The organism is Kitasatospora sp. NPDC089913 (genome assembly GCF_044748625.1).
Lineage (GTDB): Bacteria > Actinomycetota > Actinomycetes > Streptomycetales > Streptomycetaceae > Kitasatospora.
The window spans coordinates 115,965-130,784 of record NZ_JBIVGI010000027.1 but is presented as its reverse complement, the minus strand read 5'-3'; the positions used below and the strand labels follow the sequence as shown (position 1 = coordinate 130,784).

Annotated in this window: 16 protein-coding genes and 2 pseudogenes; 7 read left to right on the top strand and 11 right to left on the bottom strand. The window is 73.8% G+C overall.

Features of this window, described 5'->3' with window-relative positions:
* Positions 1-155: 155 nt before the first annotated feature.
* Genes ACIPYS_RS31930 through ACIPYS_RS31920 form a run of 3 tightly spaced genes read left to right on the top strand, consistent with a single transcriptional unit; the run spans position 156 to position 2,697 of the window.
* Positions 156-1,142, top strand: coding sequence for a FecCD family ABC transporter permease (locus tag ACIPYS_RS31930; RefSeq protein ID WP_400752726.1), 987 nt, complete (start codon positions 156-158; stop codon positions 1,140-1,142).
* Positions 1,139-1,957 (top strand): ABC transporter ATP-binding protein, encoded by an 819-nt coding sequence (locus ACIPYS_RS31925; protein ID WP_400752724.1) that lies wholly within the window; start codon positions 1,139-1,141, stop codon positions 1,955-1,957. Before ACIPYS_RS31930 ends, ACIPYS_RS31925 begins: the two co-directional genes overlap by 4 nt.
* Positions 1,954-2,697 (top strand): (2Fe-2S) ferredoxin domain-containing protein, encoded by a 744-nt coding sequence (locus tag ACIPYS_RS31920; protein WP_400752721.1) that lies wholly within the window; start codon positions 1,954-1,956, stop codon positions 2,695-2,697. The genes ACIPYS_RS31925 and ACIPYS_RS31920 overlap by 4 nt, the downstream gene beginning before the upstream one ends.
* Before the next feature lie 92 nt (positions 2,698-2,789).
* Here the strand turns inward: ACIPYS_RS31920 and ACIPYS_RS31915 are convergent, their stop codons facing one another.
* Both ACIPYS_RS31915 and ACIPYS_RS31910 read right to left on the bottom strand, forming a co-directional pair.
* The gene (locus ACIPYS_RS31915) at positions 2,790-3,278 is read right to left on the bottom strand and encodes an isochorismatase family protein (RefSeq protein WP_400752720.1); all 489 of its coding nucleotides are present in this window, start codon (positions 3,276-3,278) and stop codon (positions 2,790-2,792) included.
* A 47-nt stretch (positions 3,279-3,325) separates the two neighbouring features.
* Positions 3,326-3,726, bottom strand: a pseudogene (locus tag ACIPYS_RS31910) (nuclear transport factor 2 family protein).
* A gap of 172 nt (positions 3,727-3,898) precedes the next feature.
* Between ACIPYS_RS31910 and ACIPYS_RS31905 the strand changes: the two are divergent.
* Positions 3,899-4,471 (top strand): O-methyltransferase, encoded by a 573-nt coding sequence (locus tag ACIPYS_RS31905; protein ID WP_400752717.1) that lies wholly within the window; start codon positions 3,899-3,901, stop codon positions 4,469-4,471.
* On the opposite strand, the pseudogene ACIPYS_RS31900 reads toward ACIPYS_RS31905, so the two are convergent.
* Positions 4,442-4,867 (bottom strand): annotated as a pseudogene (locus tag ACIPYS_RS31900) (hypothetical protein); the annotation flags it as partial. The gene ACIPYS_RS31905 and the pseudogene ACIPYS_RS31900 overlap by 30 nt on opposite strands.
* Positions 4,868-4,921: 54 nt before the next feature.
* Here ACIPYS_RS31900 and ACIPYS_RS31895 point away from each other — a divergent pair.
* Positions 4,922-5,263, top strand: a complete 342-nt coding sequence (locus ACIPYS_RS31895) for a hypothetical protein (protein ID WP_400752714.1) — start codon at positions 4,922-4,924, stop codon at positions 5,261-5,263.
* A gap of 12 nt (positions 5,264-5,275) precedes the next feature.
* On the opposite strand, the gene ACIPYS_RS31890 is transcribed toward ACIPYS_RS31895, so the two are convergent.
* From ACIPYS_RS31890 to ACIPYS_RS31865, 6 genes are all read right to left on the bottom strand, one after another.
* Positions 5,276-5,680, bottom strand: a complete 405-nt coding sequence (locus tag ACIPYS_RS31890) for a hypothetical protein (RefSeq protein ID WP_400752712.1) — start codon at positions 5,678-5,680, stop codon at positions 5,276-5,278.
* 1,084 nt (positions 5,681-6,764) lie between these two features.
* Entirely contained in the window at positions 6,765-7,727 is a 963-nt protein-coding gene (locus ACIPYS_RS31885; RefSeq protein ID WP_400752709.1) for a pirin family protein, read from the bottom strand.
* Positions 7,720-8,205: an OsmC family protein gene (locus ACIPYS_RS31880; RefSeq protein ID WP_400752706.1), complete on the bottom strand. Its 486-nt coding sequence runs from the start codon at positions 8,203-8,205 to the stop codon at positions 7,720-7,722. The genes ACIPYS_RS31885 and ACIPYS_RS31880 overlap by 8 nt, the downstream gene beginning before the upstream one ends.
* Positions 8,202-8,513: a GNAT family N-acetyltransferase gene (locus ACIPYS_RS31875; protein ID WP_400752703.1), complete on the bottom strand. Its 312-nt coding sequence runs from the start codon at positions 8,511-8,513 to the stop codon at positions 8,202-8,204. The genes ACIPYS_RS31880 and ACIPYS_RS31875 overlap by 4 nt, the downstream gene beginning before the upstream one ends.
* Positions 8,514-8,667: 154 nt before the next feature.
* Positions 8,668-9,363, bottom strand: a complete 696-nt coding sequence (locus tag ACIPYS_RS31870) for a hypothetical protein (protein ID WP_400752700.1) — start codon at positions 9,361-9,363, stop codon at positions 8,668-8,670.
* 107 nt (positions 9,364-9,470) lie between these two features.
* On the bottom strand, positions 9,471-10,691 hold the full coding sequence (locus ACIPYS_RS31865; protein ID WP_400752697.1) for an MFS transporter: 1,221 nt from the start codon (positions 10,689-10,691) through the stop codon (positions 9,471-9,473).
* 198 nt (positions 10,692-10,889) lie between these two features.
* On the opposite strand from ACIPYS_RS31865, the gene ACIPYS_RS31860 reads away from it, so the two are divergent.
* Both ACIPYS_RS31860 and ACIPYS_RS31855 read left to right on the top strand, forming a co-directional pair.
* The gene (locus tag ACIPYS_RS31860; RefSeq protein WP_400752694.1) at positions 10,890-11,363 is read left to right on the top strand and encodes a hypothetical protein; all 474 of its coding nucleotides are present in this window, start codon (positions 10,890-10,892) and stop codon (positions 11,361-11,363) included.
* Positions 11,364-11,417: 54 nt separating this feature from the next.
* Positions 11,418-12,494: an ArsR family transcriptional regulator gene (locus tag ACIPYS_RS31855; protein WP_400752691.1), complete on the top strand. Its 1,077-nt coding sequence runs from the start codon at positions 11,418-11,420 to the stop codon at positions 12,492-12,494.
* On the opposite strand, the gene ACIPYS_RS31850 is transcribed toward ACIPYS_RS31855, so the two are convergent.
* Positions 12,473-14,101 (bottom strand): hypothetical protein, encoded by a 1,629-nt coding sequence (locus ACIPYS_RS31850; RefSeq protein ID WP_400752688.1) that lies wholly within the window; start codon positions 14,099-14,101, stop codon positions 12,473-12,475. The two genes, ACIPYS_RS31855 and ACIPYS_RS31850, sit on opposite strands and share 22 nt — an antisense overlap.
* Before the next feature lie 91 nt (positions 14,102-14,192).
* Positions 14,193-14,771 (bottom strand): TetR/AcrR family transcriptional regulator, encoded by a 579-nt coding sequence (locus tag ACIPYS_RS31845; RefSeq protein ID WP_400752685.1) that lies wholly within the window; start codon positions 14,769-14,771, stop codon positions 14,193-14,195.
* Between the last annotated feature and the right edge of the window lie 49 nt (positions 14,772-14,820).

Below are 14,820 nucleotides of genomic sequence, written 5' to 3'. Positions count from 1 at the left end.
GTGGGGGCCCCCGCGGGGGCGGCCGGGGTGCCCGGGGTCCTGCGCGGCCTCCCCCGGGTTCCTGGACCCCCCCCCCCCCCCCCGGGGGGGGCCCCCCGGGGGGGGCCCCCCCCACGGCGGCCCTGACCGTCGGCGCGGCCCTGCTGCTGGCCACCGTGCTGCTCGGCCTGGCCGTGGGCTCGCAGCACGAGCCGGTCCCGACCGTGATCGACGTCGTGATGCGCCGGCTCGGGCTCGGCAGCCCGGACGTGACGCTGCTGGACGACCGGATCGTCTGGCAACTGCGACTCCCCCGGGTGCTGGGAGCGGCTGCCACCGGCGCCGGGCTGGCGGTCTGCGGCGCGGTGCTGCAGACGCTGACCGGGAACGACCTGGCCGATCCCTTCCTGCTCGGGATCTCGGACGGAGCCGCCGCCGGCGCGGTCACCGTGATCGTCCTCGGCGTCGGCGTGACCGGTGCCGTGGGCACCGGCGCGGTGGCGACGGCGGCCTTCGCCGGCGCCCTGCTCGCCGCCACCGCCGTCCTGGCACTGGCCGGCGCCCGCAACCGGTCGCTGCCGACCACCCGGACCGTGCTCGCCGGCATCGCGGTGGGACAGATGTGCGGGGCCTTCACCTCGTTCGTCGTGATGGTCCTCGGGGACCGCAACGCGGCGCGCGGCGTCATGGAGTGGACACTGGGCTCCGTCGCCGGCGTGCGGTGGCCCACCGCCGTCTTCCTGACCGCGGTCGCGCTGATCGGCGTGACGGTCCTGACCTCCTCGGCCCGCGACCTGGACGCCTTCGCCTTCGGCGAGACCTCCGCCCGCTCCCTCGGCGTCCACGTGGAACGCACCCGCTGGCTCCTCGTCGCCACCGCCGCCCTGGTGACCGCGTGCCTGGTCGCCAACACCGGCGTCATCGGCTTCCTCGGCCTGGTCGTACCGCACGTGGTCCGTCTCGCCTGCGGACCGCGCCACGCGCTGCTGCTGCCCGTGTCGGCACTGGTGGGCGCGTCCCTCCTGGTGGGCAGCGACATCGTGGCGCGCTCGATCCTCCCCGATCGGGAGATCCCCGTCGGCGTCGTCACGGCCGGGCTCGGAGCGCCCTTCTTCGCCTGGCTGCTGTGGCGCCAGGGGCGGGCCGACGGGAGCGCCCTGTGACCGCGACGCCCCCCGTCGAGCTGCGCGTGGAGGGACTTCGTGTGCGCGTCGGCGCGGCCACGCTGCTGGACGGGATCTCGCTCGTGTTCGGCCCCGGCCGGATCACGGGCCTGCTCGGGCCCAACGGCGCCGGGAAGACCACCCTGCTCCGCACGGTCGCCGGGCTGATCCGGCCGACCGCGGGGCGGGCCCTCCTGGACGGAACCGACCTCCACACGCTCACGGCCCGCCGACGCGCCCGGCAGGTGGCCTTCATGGAGCAGCAGGCGGACACCCGACTCCCGCTGACGGCCCGCCAGGTCGTCGAGCTCGGACGCACACCGCACCGCGGCCGCTGGCCCGTACCGGCGAACGCCGCCGCCGACGCCCACGAGAAGTCCGTTCTCGCCGGCGCCGTCGCCGCCGCCGACGTCGCCCACCTGCTCGACCGGCCCTGGCCGACGCTGTCGGGCGGCGAGCGCCAGCGTGTCCAGCTCGCGCGGGCGCTGGTGCAGGAGCCCGGCGTGCTCCTGCTCGACGAGCCCACCAACCACCTCGACCTGCGCCACCAGCTCGGCTTCCTGGAAACCGTCCGCGGACTGGGCATCACCACGGTCGCCGCGCTGCACGACCTCGAACTCGCCGCCGCCTACTGCGACGAGGTCGTCGTCCTGCTCGACGGCCGACTCTTCGCCCACGGGCCCGTCGCCGAGGTGCTCACCTCCCCCACGATCGCCCGGGTCTACGACGTCGACGTCACCGTGGAGCGGCACCCCCGGCACGACAGACCGCACATCCGGTGGAACGGACTGCTCCCCGAAAGGACGACCCCATGACTTCTCCTGCCCAGGACGGCGCCGCCCACGGCAGTGCCGTGCTCCTGGTCGGCATGTCGATCGGGGAAGTCGTCCGCCGTGACGAACTCCTCCGGACGGCGGCCTCGCAGCGGGCCTCGATCGCCTTTCTGCAACAGGGGGACCCGTCCCTGTCGGCCGAGCTGACCAGGCTGGCCGACGCGGGCACCGGGACCGTGGTCGTGATCGGTGTCCGCCTGGCGGCCTCCGGCCCGGCCCATTCCTGGCTGCGGCGGATCGCCGCGCACTGGTGGCGCGAGCGGGCGGGCCACCGTCCCGAACTCCTCGTCGCGACCCGCCTCGCCGATTCGCCGGACGCGGTCACCGCGGTGTCCTCGGTGACGAAGGCCATCACCGGCACCGAGCCCGGCCTCACGTCCGCGGCCTGGGAGGAGGTCCCCGGGCACCGGCACCAGGTCATGGTGTGCCGCGGCCCGCGCTGCACGGCCGTCGGCGCCGAGGCGGTCCAGCGCAAGCTGGTACGGAAGCTGGCCGAGCTGGGCCTCGGCGACGACGACGTGCTGCTCACCCTGACGGGGTGCCAGTTCCCCTGCAACCAGGCTCCCGTCGTCAGCGTGCAGCCGGACGACGTCTGGTACGGGAGGATCGACCCGGCTGCCGCCGACCGCGTCGCCACCGAGCACCTCGCCGGCGGACGACCGGTCGAGTCCCACCGACTCCCCCGCCACCGGAAGGAGCGGGCGGCCCCCTCCCACGGCTGACCGGGATTCCCCACGGGGCCGGCGGTCGTGCAGGGGACACCGTGGCATCCCGGCGGGTCGGACCCTGTCGGGACCGGCCCACCGGGCCGGCGTCAGCCGTAGTCTGCGGTCTTCCGCACCTCGCCGAAGCGCGGGAAGACCCGCTCCACGGTGAACTCGTGCTCGTCCGCCGCCAGTCCGGACATCGCGTCGGCCACGAACTCCAGTCGGTAGCCGTGGTCCGCCGCGGCCCGTGCGGTGGACTCGACGCCCATCGTGGTGACCAGGCCGGCGATCACCAGGGTGTCCGCACCCAGTTGGCGCAACCGCTCGTCCAGATCGGTCCCGTAGAACGCGCCGACGGTGCGCTTGACCACCACGACGTCGCCGGCGTGCACCAGGCCGTCGGCGAAGCCGCTGCCCGGCGGCTGCTCGGCGACGTTCGGGCGCTCCACCCGCACCAGCACCACCGGCCGGCCACTCGCCCGGAACGACTCGGCCAACCCGCGGCAGCGCGCGAGCACTTCGTCACCGGTGTGCGGGGCGAGGGGAAGAGCGACGATGCGCGGCATCAGGTCGACGAGGATCAGTGCGGAGGTCATGGCGACGATCGTAGGGGCCGTTCGGCGCACCGGGGCCGGGTCACCCGTCAGTCACCCGGTGCGCGATCTGCCCCCGGGGCTCCGGGCGGCCCCGGAGCCCGGCGCGCGTCGGGCTGGTCGACGAGGTTCCGTCGCAGATGGACGACGTCGGTTCCCGCCAGGCGGGGACCTCCATCAGGTGTGGTGTAACCCCACTGACAGCGGGCCCATTCGTCGGGCATGTCCACGGCCGAGCAGCGCACCATTGTGCCCGGCCCCGCCGGGTGACGCCGGATCTCCAGCACGAACCGCTCGACCGCCGCGATTCCTTCGCTGCGACCCAACGGTCCCCAGAAGACCACGTCCGAGGTCAGGGCCCGGGAGAGCAAGGCGATCACATAGCTGTCGTCCGAGGCGTTGAAAGCGGAGATGAACGTGTCGATCCGGAGCTTGCGGTCTCGTCCTGCATACCCCCAGTAGTACCAGCCCTTTCGCCTGCGCTCGTCCCACAAGCCCGCTTTCCGATCACAGCACTAGCTGGTGCTGTGACCGGCAACGTTCGCGGGTTCGGACGAGCGGAAGTCCGTGCGGACACCTCGACTGACCGGTAGCGTCAGGTTCGCCGTTCGAGGGGGAGGGTCATGGACATAGCAGAACGTGCCGTTCCGCCGCGCGTGGTGGCCGCAGAGAGTATGGCTGCGAAGGCGGCATTCAAGAAGAGCTGCATTCCTCAAGTGGGCAGGTTGCTCGGCCTGGCCGCGGCTTCGAAGCCCTGTGGAACCATCGCGGAAAGCGGCACCGGATCGGGAGTTGGAACCGCATGGCTGCACAGCGGCCTCGGCGCCGGTGCGCGCCTGGTCACTGTGGAGCGCGATGAGGATCTGGCCCGTCGAGCGGCCGGTGTCTTCGTGGACGACAAGCGCGTGAGCGTTCTCACTGGAGACTGGCGGCTGCTTGAGCAGCACGCCCCCTTCGACGTCTTCTTCTGTGATGGCGGTGGCAAGCGTGACGACCCCCAGCGGGTTGTCGAGCTGCTCTCCCCTGGTGGCCTTCTCATCCTGGATGACTTCACACCCTCGCCCGACTGGCCACCTCGCTTCGGCGGCGAGGTGGATGAGCTCCGCCTCTTCTACCTCACCCATCCCGCCCTTCACGCCACCGAAATACTCACAACACCCTCCAGCTCAGCGGTTATCGCGACACGACGTCCCTAGCCGAGACGGCTCGCTCGGTCGGGCAACAAGGGCGGGTCGGCCTCCCCAGCGGACTCCTTTCTCGCTGCGGATGCGGGCGCGTTCCCGGCGTTGGGCCTCCAGGACGCCGGGGTGGCGGGCGTTGGCGTTGCGCCACCGCAGGTAGGAGTGCAGGGCCCGGGCCTGGACCGTGCGGTTCGGGTGGTTCGAGTTCGCCAGGGTGAACTGCCGCAGCGGTCCGAAGCGCGACTCGATCGGGTTCGCCCAGGAGGCGTTGGTCACGGTGAAGCACAGGTAAACGTTGTTGTTCTTCGCCCAGCGCAGGATCTTCTTGCCGATGTGGGCGGAGAGGTTGTCCAGGATCACGTAGACCGGGGCACCGTTCGAGCGGGCGACCCGGATCGACCTGAGCGCAGCCAGGGCAGGCGAGCCCCACCGGCTACCGGCTCACCGCATGGTCACCTGGCCGCGATGCTCGAAGTCGACTCCGACCTGCTCGCCTCGGACAAGGGCTTCGCGTCCAAGGCGTTCGAGAGGGAACTCGCCCAGCTCGGCGTCGAGTTGCTGCAGCCCTCGCCCAGCGCGAGAGGAAGCGCCACGGCGAGCCGATACTCAAGAAGGTCCGCCGGCTGTTCGGGTCGGTCAACGGCACCCTCAAAGGGCAGCTGGACCTGGAACAGCACGGCGGGCGGACCTTCTTGGGCGTCGCGATCCGGGTCGCCCGGCGCGTCCTGGCGATGGCCGCCTGGCATCTGGCACGACAACGCCGCCGGCGCGCCGGTCACCCGCTCGCCGATCGCCTACGACCACTGATCGCAGTCCTGCTCATCGAGCAGGCGGACCTCCACCGGGGACACCGACCACCAAGGGCACAGATCCCTCAACGAGGTAAGGATGCCCGGGGTAGTAATCGACATGGGGGTGGCCGCCGCCGTCCTCGGCAGCCATGGCGGTGGTTATGACCTCGAGATTCTCCGCGAAGAGAGCCCTGGCGACGGGGTCACCGCTGACCACCAGGATCTGACGCTGGGAGTCGAGATGAATCAACATCCCAGGTCCGGGAGCCTCCCTGACTTCGACCCCCACCAGGGTCTCGCCGTCCGGCACGGTCGCAGACACGGAGCCGACGAATCCCTCGCCCTGAGCCACCGCGCATGCCAAACGGGCCAGTTCCGTCGCTGACCCAGTGAGCTCCACTTCGCCGAAGACGGGGTCGGACACGAGAAGCACGGGTGTCACTCCTGCAAGGTCGGGATGGGGCCTCGAAGATCACCACCCTACGCATTGGCGAGTAGAGCCGTGGGCGTGATCTCACACATCGGATCCACTCGTCCGGGTGAGCCGGTACCAAGAAAAGCGGCCGGACCGGTCAGAGGTTCGGCCGGCCGCCGTTCCCGGCTGCGACCGGGAGCGCCGGGGTGCAGTCCGGACCGGGACCGGGCCAAGGCGGTAGTGCGGGGAAGCATCCGCCCGAACGGTACGGGCGGCGGCTCGTGCGGGACGGGCAGGGCTCGGCGGCCGACGGTTCGGTGCGCAGGGAAGTGCGCGGGTCCGCCCTGCCGGGAGCGCCTCCGTGGCAGATCACCTCGGCAGGCTGGCGACCCGCTGACGCCGTCGGCTACTCCCGCCCGGGGTGCGGTTCGAAGGGACCGCGATCGAGGCCATGGTCCGAGGATCGGACACCGGGCAGGCTGGCGCACCCGGGGGCGGCCGGTGGGCCCACGTTGGGTGCGTGCGGGCGGGACAGCGGGCGACCGATCGTGTCACCACCTGCGCGCCAGGTGTGCACCTTCGGATGAATCCGGCGAACACTCCGTCACCTGACGATCGACCGGCTCGATGAACCGAATCGACACCCCCCAGGATACCTGGAGGACATTCATGCGACGTCGAACCATGGCCGCTGCCGTGCTCGCCGGACTCTCCCTGGCCCTTGTTGTACCTATGGTTGCCCAGGCGGCGGCCCGCAGATCACCGTCGACGATTCCCGGGCCGATAGCGTCACCATCGAGGGCCCGAGCCTCTCGTCGCCGAACGACCTGATCTGGAACGGGAACAGCGGCGGGTTCGCCACCGTGGGCGGGCAGGGCTGACCGAGCCCGGCCCCGGCCGGGTGCGGGTGCCCGCACCCGGCCGGACACCGCAGCAAACGTTGTCACAGGCGCTCACACCTGAGAATTCAGAGGCCTCCGTCCGCGGCACCGAGACCACACTTCACGCCACTCGACCGTTGACGCAGGGCACCTTCGGCAAGTCGTTGCAGCACTGGAGAAGACCAGCCGCCTTCGGGCCCGAGCGAGCATATATCCGCAGGTCAGCGCACTCGCCCACGCGCCTTCAGGGGGATGTCGGGGAGGGCCGGGGCGTGCAGGCGGGCGCCGTCGTAACCGTGTACCTCGCCGAAGCGGGTGCCGGCCTCCCAGTCGTTGCGGGCCTCGAGGATCTCGGCACCGGACCGGCCGATGAAGTTCCACCACATGACCAGCTTCTCCTCGAAGGGTTCGCCGCCGAGGAGCAGGAGGGTGGCGTCGGTGTCCGCGTGGAGGGGGAGGGTGCGGCGGCCGGTGCCGAGGTAGAGCATGGCGCCGGGGTCGAGGGGGACACCGTCGACGGTGGTGCGGCCGGACATGGTGAGGACGGCGTACTCGAAGTCGGGGTCCAGGGGGAGCCGGAGGTCGGTGCCGTGGGCGAGGGTGAGGTCGGCGCCGACGATCGGGGTGTGGGTGGTGCCGGGGGAGGTGGCGCCGTCGAGGGTGCCGAGGATCACGGTGGCGTGCAGGCCGGGGGCGGTGACGGTGGGCAGGTCGGCGTGGTGCTCGAAGGCGGGTTCGCGGTGGCGGTGGGCGTCGGGGAGGGCGACCCACAGCTGGGCGCCGTGCAGCAGGGGGGCGTGCGGGCGGGGGGACTCCTCGGAGTGGGAGATCGCCCGGCCGGAGGTCATCAGGCCCAGTTCGCGGGGGCGGACGGTCTGCAGGCTGCCGAGGCTGTCGCGGTGCAGCACCTCGCCCGCGTGCAGCCAGCTCACGGTCTGGAGGCCCATGTGGGGGTGCGGGGGCACCTGCATACCGGGCTCGTCCGCGATGTCGTCCGGACCGTAGTGGTCCACGAACGCCCAGGCGCCGACCATGCGGCGGCCGAGGTTCGGGAGGAGGCGGCGCACGACGGTGCTGCCGCCGAGCGCAGCCTCGCGCGGGGCGAGGAGTTCGTGGACAGGGCCGCCCGGGGTCTCGGTGCGGCCGCCGCGGGCGGAGGGGCTGGGGACGTCGGCGTCAGGCATGGTGGACTCCGTTCGCGGTGCGCGGGGCGGCCGGGACGATGGGGGTGCCGGCGGAGACGGCCCGGGTGACGGGGGTCCGGTCGGCGATGTCGAGCAGACGGGCGCGCTGGGCCTCGTCGAGGTCGCCGATCAGCTCGATCCGGCGGGTGATGCGGACGGCCTTCTCGGGACCCTTCTCGTAGCCGAGGTGGACCCGCACGGTGGTCAGCGGCCACTGCTTGCGCTGGGCGTACATCCGCAGGGTGATCGCGGTGCAGGAGCCGAGGGCGGAGAGCAGCAGGCCGACCGGGGTGGTGGCGGTGTCGGCGCCGCCGGCCGATTCGGGCTCGTCGGCGGAGAGCCGGTGGCGGCCGGAGCGGATGTCGACGCGGTAGTCGTCGTCGGTGCTGGTCGCGACGGCGGCGGCGGAGCGGACGAAGACGGGTTCGCCGTCCGCCGGTCCGGCGGCCGGACCCGCCCCGGCGGGCTCGGCGCTCACAGGCCGAACCGCTCGTGCTGGGCGGCCGGGACGAGGTCGAGGTAGCCCGGGTGCTTGGTCAGCCAGCCGCGGATGAAGGGGCAGTACGGCAGGACGGCGAGCTGACGGGCGCGGGCGTCGTCGAGCACCGCGCGGGCGAGGATGCCGCCGAGGCCCTGGCCGCCGAAGCGCGGGTCGATCTCGGTGTGGATGAACGCGATCTCGTCGTCGCCGTGGCGGAAGTACTCGGCGAATCCGGCGAGCTCGCCGTCGGCGGTGATCTCGTAACGGGACTTCTCGGGGTTGTCGGCGACGGCGGTCGTCGTCATGGCTTGCTCCTCGGGGGTCGGGCCCTGGCGTCGGAGTTAATTTATCATTCAACTAATGGTGGATCAAGGACCGCCGGAGGGAATCCGGCGGTCGGCGCCCCGGGCGGACGCGCGGCAGGGCTCGAGCGCGGCTCGGATGCGGCTCGAGCGCGGCTCAGGAGAGGGTGACCGGCGGGGGCAGCGGGTGGCAGCCGTCCCAGGACGCCACCTGGCCGGGCGGGCAGGAGACCGGGCGCGGCGGCAGGGTCGGGACCGGGCGGGGCGGCACCGTCCACTGGCCCGGGTCGGTGCCGTCACCGGGGTCGGCGGGCGGCTTGGGGGGTGCGGGAGGTGCGGGAGGCGCCTTGGGGGGTGCCGGCGCGGGCGCGGCGGGCGGCTCAGGTGCCGCCGGGGGCGCGGGAACGGCCGGGGCGGCGGGCGCGGACTTCGTCGGTGCGGCCGGGCGTGGCGAGGCCGGTGCCGCAGGCCGCGTGGCCGGTCGCTCGGTCGGCGGGGCGGCGGACGGGGCGGCGGAGGGCGCGGTGGACGGCACGGTGGACGGCGCGATCGGGGTGGCCGTCGGCTCCGGGGCGACCGCGGCGGTCGGGGTCCCCGGCACGGGTGCCGACGGGGTCGGACCCGCGGTGGGATCGGCCGTTGCTTCGGCCGTCGCTTCGACCGTCGGGGAGGCGGCCCGGGTCGGCGAACCGGTCGGGGCCGGATCGCCGGAGTCGGACCCGCTCATCGCCCAGCCACCCGCGCCGACCAGCGTGGCGGCACACAGACCCGCCGCCACACCGATGGCGATCCGTCGCCGCCGCACAGCGCCGTCCCCGCCCGCCCGGTCGTGCTCACGCAACTCGTCCTGCACCGCGCCCGCCCACCCTGTTCGATCGTTGTTCGGAATGCGCGGATGCTAGCAGTGCGTATGCGGCGGTGCGCAGGTGTCCGCCGTGCGTGCGCCTCGGCGAGCGCGCGTCAGTCCTGCGGGCACGGGGCAGCGCTGACGCCGGCTCGCCCCTCCTCGGCGCGACGGAAGGTACCGTCCCGCCGCAGGCCCGGCGCGAGCAGCGCGGTGACCGCCAGCGAGGCGGCGGCGGTCACGGCCATGGCGGCACCGGCCGACATCAGTTCGGCGAAGGCGCCCGCCACAGCCGCGCCGACGCCCTGCGTCGCCAGCATGCCGGAACCGTGCAGGCCGAGCGCCTGCCCGCTCAGCTCGGGCGGTGTCAGGGCCACCAGCCGTTCCTGGAGCAGCAGCCCCGCCCCGTACCCGACGGTGGCCACCCCGACCAGCGCGACCGCGACCGGCAGGCCCGGCTCCAGCGCGAACCCCAGGTACGGCGCGGCCAGCAGGACGCACAGCGGGACGGCCGTCCGCGCCCGCCGGTGCGCGGGCAGCACCCGGCCGACGAGCACGTCCCCGACCAGCATGCCCAGCGCCCCGACGGCGAACAGCAGGCCCGCCGCATCCGGGCGGTACGGCACGTAGAGCGCCTCGACACCCACGACCAGCCCGTTCGGCACCCACAGCGCGAGGTACACGCGCCGGCGCGGAGCGGAGGACCAGAGTCGTGCGTTGGCCCGCCGGGTCGCCGCGACGGACGGCCGCCCGGCAGCCCGGGGCGGGCGCCGACGCAGTCCGGCGCGCGCCGCACCGGCGGACAGCAGGTGCAGGGCGGCGGCCGTGAGCAGCGCTCCCGACGGCGTGAGGGCGGCCACCAGCGCACCGCCGATCGCGAAGCCGCCGATCTGGACCGGACCGGACGCCAGGCCCAGCGCGGAGCGGCCCAGCAAGTAGCCGTCCCGGCTCAGCAGTTCGTGCAGCAGCCCGTAGCGCACCCCGCCGCCCGCCGCGCCCGCCACCCCGAGGCCGAGCAGCACCGGGACCAGCGCCCGGACCGGCAGACCGGGCACCGCCTGGACGGCCGTACCGAGGGCGAGCAGCACGCCGAGGCCGGTCAGCGCGGCGCGCGGCGGGAGCCGGTCGGCGGCCGACAGGACCGTGGCCGCGCCGAGCAGTTGGGCGAACGCGGGGCCGAACATGGCGAGCGCCGCCAGCAGCGGGGAGTCCGTCCGGCGGAACACCAGCACGCCGAGCGCGAGTCCGGCGACGGTCTGGGCCGCCGTCTGGGCGGCGGAGAACAGGAACAGCGCGGTGAACTCGCGCTCGCTGAACAGCTCCCGGTAGGTGCGCATGCGGCGGAGTCTGTCCGGCCCGGGCGGCGGGGCGTCAGCTTTTCGCCGACGTGCGAAAGCCGGCGCGCGAGGCCGACGCCCGGAGGCTGCCGCACGGAGACTGTCGCACGAGAGCTGTCGTACGAAAGCTGTCGTACGGAGGCTGGCGTACGAAGACTGTCCCGGAGTCGGCCGTGCGGGTGGTGCGAGAATGCGGGGATGGAGACCTCGGACGAACTCGCGGCCCTGCTCCGTTCACTCGCGGTCGGTCCGCGCGTCCGTGCCGCCTGCGGTCCAGTGGCGGGCATACCGATCGCCGAGCGTGTGCTCGACCTGGCCGAGCGGGTCCGGGCCGAGCGGCCAGCCGTACGCGGCGCGGGACCGGCCTCCGTGCCGGAGGTCGCCGCGGCGCTGGACCCGGTGAACCGTTGGGAGGCGACGGAGATGGCGGCCGACATCGCGTCCGCCGAGCTCGTGCACGGCGTCCCGCTCCAGGACCGGGACAGCGCGCGCCGGGCCGCCGGTCGGGTTGCCGCGATCCTCGGCGAGGACGCCGACTGGTTCACCAACTGGGAGGGCTTCTGGGGAGCCGGCGGCCAGTGGAATCCCGTGACCCACCACGGCATCGATGTCGTCGTCGCGGCGACGAACGGCGAGCTCTTCGTGGTCCTGCTCGCTTTCGGTGACGACTGAGGCTTCGGGTGGACGAACGCCGGGACGCAGGGAACGAGCGGGAGGGGACCGGGCATGAGCCGATGGCGAGTGGACGCGGAGACGCTCGCGGGGAGCCGGTTCGTGGTGTCTCCGCTGGCGGAGACGGTGGCCGCGCTGAAGACCCTGCACGGAGGCGCGGGCGCCCACCCCGGTGAGCAGCGGTGGTTGGCCACCGCGCTCCCCCGGTACCGGGAACGGCTGGCCGCCGACCCGGTCACCGCCGCGCTGGTCCGGACGGCACTGGGTCCGCGCTGGAACGCGACCTTCCTCACGCCGACACCGGGGGCGGCGACGCCGGTGCCGGACGGGGCGGCGCTGTTCGCCCGGGAGCTGGCGGAGGTCCGGGCGACGCCGCCGGCCGTCGTCCGGGCCGACCTGGCGGAGACCCTGGGCGCGGCCGGCGAATCGGCCCTGCCGTCAGCGCTGTTGGGGCACGAGGACCTGGCCGGCCAGGCGGCCGGGCTGCTGTCCTGGGTGTGGACGGAGACCGTCGAACCGGACTGGGCGCGCCGTCGGCGGATCCTCGAGGCGGACGTCCTGGCCCGCACCGCCGCACTCGGCTCCGGCGGCTGGGCGGCGGCGCTGGACGACCTGCGGCCGGGAATGCGCTGGCTCGGCGGCGACGGCCTGCGGACCGGGGCCGCACCCGCCGCCGAGGCGCGTGAACTCATTGCCGCCGAGCTGCTGTTCGTTCCGGTGACGCCGGGTCGGAGCTGGCTCTGCTGGGACGTGCCGCCGGTCGACGGACGGCGCGCGCGGCCCGGCCGCCGGTACGCGGTGGTCTACCCGTGCTCGGGCGTCCTGGTGGACGAGGGCCGCCGTCCGGTGCCGACGGCACTCACCGCGCTGCTGGGAGCGGGCCGGGCCGAACTGCTCGCCCTCCTGGATCCCCCGAAGACCACCAGCCAGTTGGTCGCCCTGACCGGTCTCCCGCTCGGATCGGTCGGCCGCCATCTGCGGATCCTGCGCGAGGCCGGGCTCGCCCTGCGCCGCCGGGCGGGCCGCTCGGTGCTCTACCACCGGACGGCGGCGGGCCAGGTCCTGGTGACCGCGGCCGGGTCCGGGGCTCAGGACCCCGGAGCACGGGTTCATGGGTCGACAGGTGCCTGAGCACCGTCCGGTCGCTCCTCCGCCTCGACCTGCATCGGAGGGGCCGGGGGCGGGGCCGGGAGCGGGGCCGGGGCCGGGGGCGGGGTGAGGAAACCGACCGCCGCACCCGCCACCGTGGCCGTCAGGGCGCAGACGAGCGCCAGACCGGAAGCCTGCGACCAGGCCGACAACCGGTGCCCCGCCCACCACAGGTAGGGCAGCAGCGCCACCGCCACGACGGCCGCCCCGCCCGTCGCCAGGGGCTGCAACCGGCTGCTCGCCCGGTCCCCGCCGTGCCGCAGGGCCCAGAGAATCGGGAGCAGTCCCACCGTCAGCACACCCGCCACCAGGAACCCGGGCACCCTCCACACGAGTTCTCCGCCGCAGAGCCAGGCCGCGAGCCACACCCAGAACAAGCAGAGACCCTGACGGAGCAGCAGGAACCACAGTTCCCGGCGGCGCCCGGCCGGGGCGGTGGTGCGCAGCAGCCAGACCGACGCGACCGCCAGCACCCCCGCGAACCCCGCGGCCGCCGCGACCGGCAGTCCCAGGAACCAGTGTCGGGGCTGCTCCCGGGCGACCCGTTCCACGAGCCGGGGGTAGTCCTGAAGGGTCCACACACCGTTCGGTGTGCCGCGCACCAGCCCGGCCTTCGGGTAGTTCACGACCACCGCCCAGCTCTTGGAGGTGGTGAGGAGGAGCAGTTGGGTGGGGCGGGCAACGATCGGGACCGACGACGACTGCGCGGTGGCACCGGGTGAATCGGCCGTCGGCGACCCGCCCGGTGACTCGCCCGGCATCGACGGCAGGACCCGGCGTCGGCGCTCCCCCGGGTCGAAGGCGGTGTACCAGGTCCGCCCACCGTCCTCACTGGCCTCGATCGGGGAGGCGTCGTCGCGGACCCGGAAGCAGCGCAGGTGCTCGGGCGGCGCACACGGAGGCTCGTCGTCCCGGCCGTCGGCCCGGTCCTCGTCGACATAGGAGCCCCGCGACACCGGGCTCCAGCTCGCACCGCCGTCCCGCGTCGTCCACCAGCTCTCGGAGGTTTCGAGCATCGGCCTGGATCCCTTGATCCACAGGAACTCGCGCCCGTTGAACCGGTCGTCCCGCGACGTGGCCACCATCGCGACGACCGCCAGCGGCACCCCGAGAACGGCCGCCGCCAGTCGCCACGACCGCCGACCGACAGCCCGCGAACGTTTCCACAGCCACCAGGAGACCCCCAGCGCCGGCAGCGCCACCAGGTCGCTCCGGTCCCCCTGGATCCGGCTCGGCACCCCGCTCCACGACCAGACCGCCGAGGCGACCTCGCCGCCCCACGGTCCGGACTTCGCGAAGGCGAACATCGCACCCGTCGCCGCGATCCCCGCCACCGCGGGCCGGTCGCCGCCCGGCCGCAGCCGCAGCACCGGTACCAGCGACAGCACCCCGGTCAGCAGCAACGCCAGGACCACCGGTGACACCAGCATCCACGCCAGGTCGCTGACCTTCCCGGTCACCGCGCCCGGCCAAAGCCGTTTGCCCAGGTGGTCGTTGAACAGCAGCACCGCCACCGCGGCCAGCGTCCCCGGATGCCCCGCCCAGCGGACGACCGCCCGCACGGCTCCCCATTCCCCCGCCCCTCGCATGCCCCGCAGTCTCCCCCGCCCGGCGCGCCCGCACGCCGCGGGAGCGTAACGGTTCGCGCTCGACGGGGACCGCTGCCGGGCGGGCGGCGGGTCAGAGTACGGCGAGCCGGTCCACCAGCAGCTCGACCCGGTGCCCGGTGTGCTCCGGCGGCAGTCGTCCGGCCCGGGTCAGGGTGGCGAGCCCGTGCAGGGCCGCCCAGACCGTCTCGGTGAACAGGGCCGGGTGGACCCCCTCCCCGGCGACCTCCCCGAGACTCTCCAGCAGGGCGGCGAAGGCGTCCTTCAGCGGCGCCGGGGTGTCCTCGCGCGCGAACGCCAGGCCGCCGTCGAGCTGGAACATGGCGTCGTAGACCGCCGGGTTGCGTTCGGCGTACTCGAGGTAGGCCCGGGCCAGGGCGACGACCCGGGCCCGGGGGCCGTCCGCGGCCGCGGTGGCGGTCCGCAGCGCCGCGGCCATCTCGCCGGCGCCCTCCAGCGCGACGGCGCCGATGATCTCGCGCTTGCCGCGGAAGTGGCTGTAGAGGACGGGCTGGCTGTACTCGATGCGCTCGGCGAGGCGGCGGGTGGTGACCGCGTCCCAGCCCTGCTGCTCGGCGAGCTCGCGGGTCGTGGCCACGATGAGCCGCGCGCGGTCCGCCCGTTCGCGCTGCTTGCGTTCCTGTAGCGACATGAGCGAATTCTAGCATTGCTAGACAATCGAGCGGCAGCAGGTCTAGCGT

Coding starts and splice junctions, on each gene's coding strand:
- ACIPYS_RS31845 (WP_400752685.1), bottom strand. CDS start 14,771: ATGTCGCTACAGGAACGCAAGCAGCGCGAACGGGCGGACCGCGCGCGG.
- ACIPYS_RS31875 (WP_400752703.1), bottom strand. CDS start 8,513: ATGACGACGACCGCCGTCGCCGACAACCCCGAGAAGTCCCGTTACGAG.
- ACIPYS_RS31860 (WP_400752694.1), top strand. CDS start 10,890: ATGGAGACCTCGGACGAACTCGCGGCCCTGCTCCGTTCACTCGCGGTC.
- ACIPYS_RS31895 (WP_400752714.1), top strand. CDS start 4,922: ATGCTCGAAGTCGACTCCGACCTGCTCGCCTCGGACAAGGGCTTCGCG.
- ACIPYS_RS31855 (WP_400752691.1), top strand. CDS start 11,418: ATGAGCCGATGGCGAGTGGACGCGGAGACGCTCGCGGGGAGCCGGTTC.
- ACIPYS_RS31915 (WP_400752720.1), bottom strand. CDS start 3,278: ATGACCTCCGCACTGATCCTCGTCGACCTGATGCCGCGCATCGTCGCT.
- ACIPYS_RS31850 (WP_400752688.1), bottom strand. CDS start 14,101: ATGCGAGGGGCGGGGGAATGGGGAGCCGTGCGGGCGGTCGTCCGCTGG.
- ACIPYS_RS31905 (WP_400752717.1), top strand. CDS start 3,899: ATGGACATAGCAGAACGTGCCGTTCCGCCGCGCGTGGTGGCCGCAGAG.
- ACIPYS_RS31865 (WP_400752697.1), bottom strand. CDS start 10,691: ATGCGCACCTACCGGGAGCTGTTCAGCGAGCGCGAGTTCACCGCGCTG.
- ACIPYS_RS31920 (WP_400752721.1), top strand. CDS start 1,954: ATGACTTCTCCTGCCCAGGACGGCGCCGCCCACGGCAGTGCCGTGCTC.
- ACIPYS_RS31885 (WP_400752709.1), bottom strand. CDS start 7,727: ATGCCTGACGCCGACGTCCCCAGCCCCTCCGCCCGCGGCGGCCGCACC.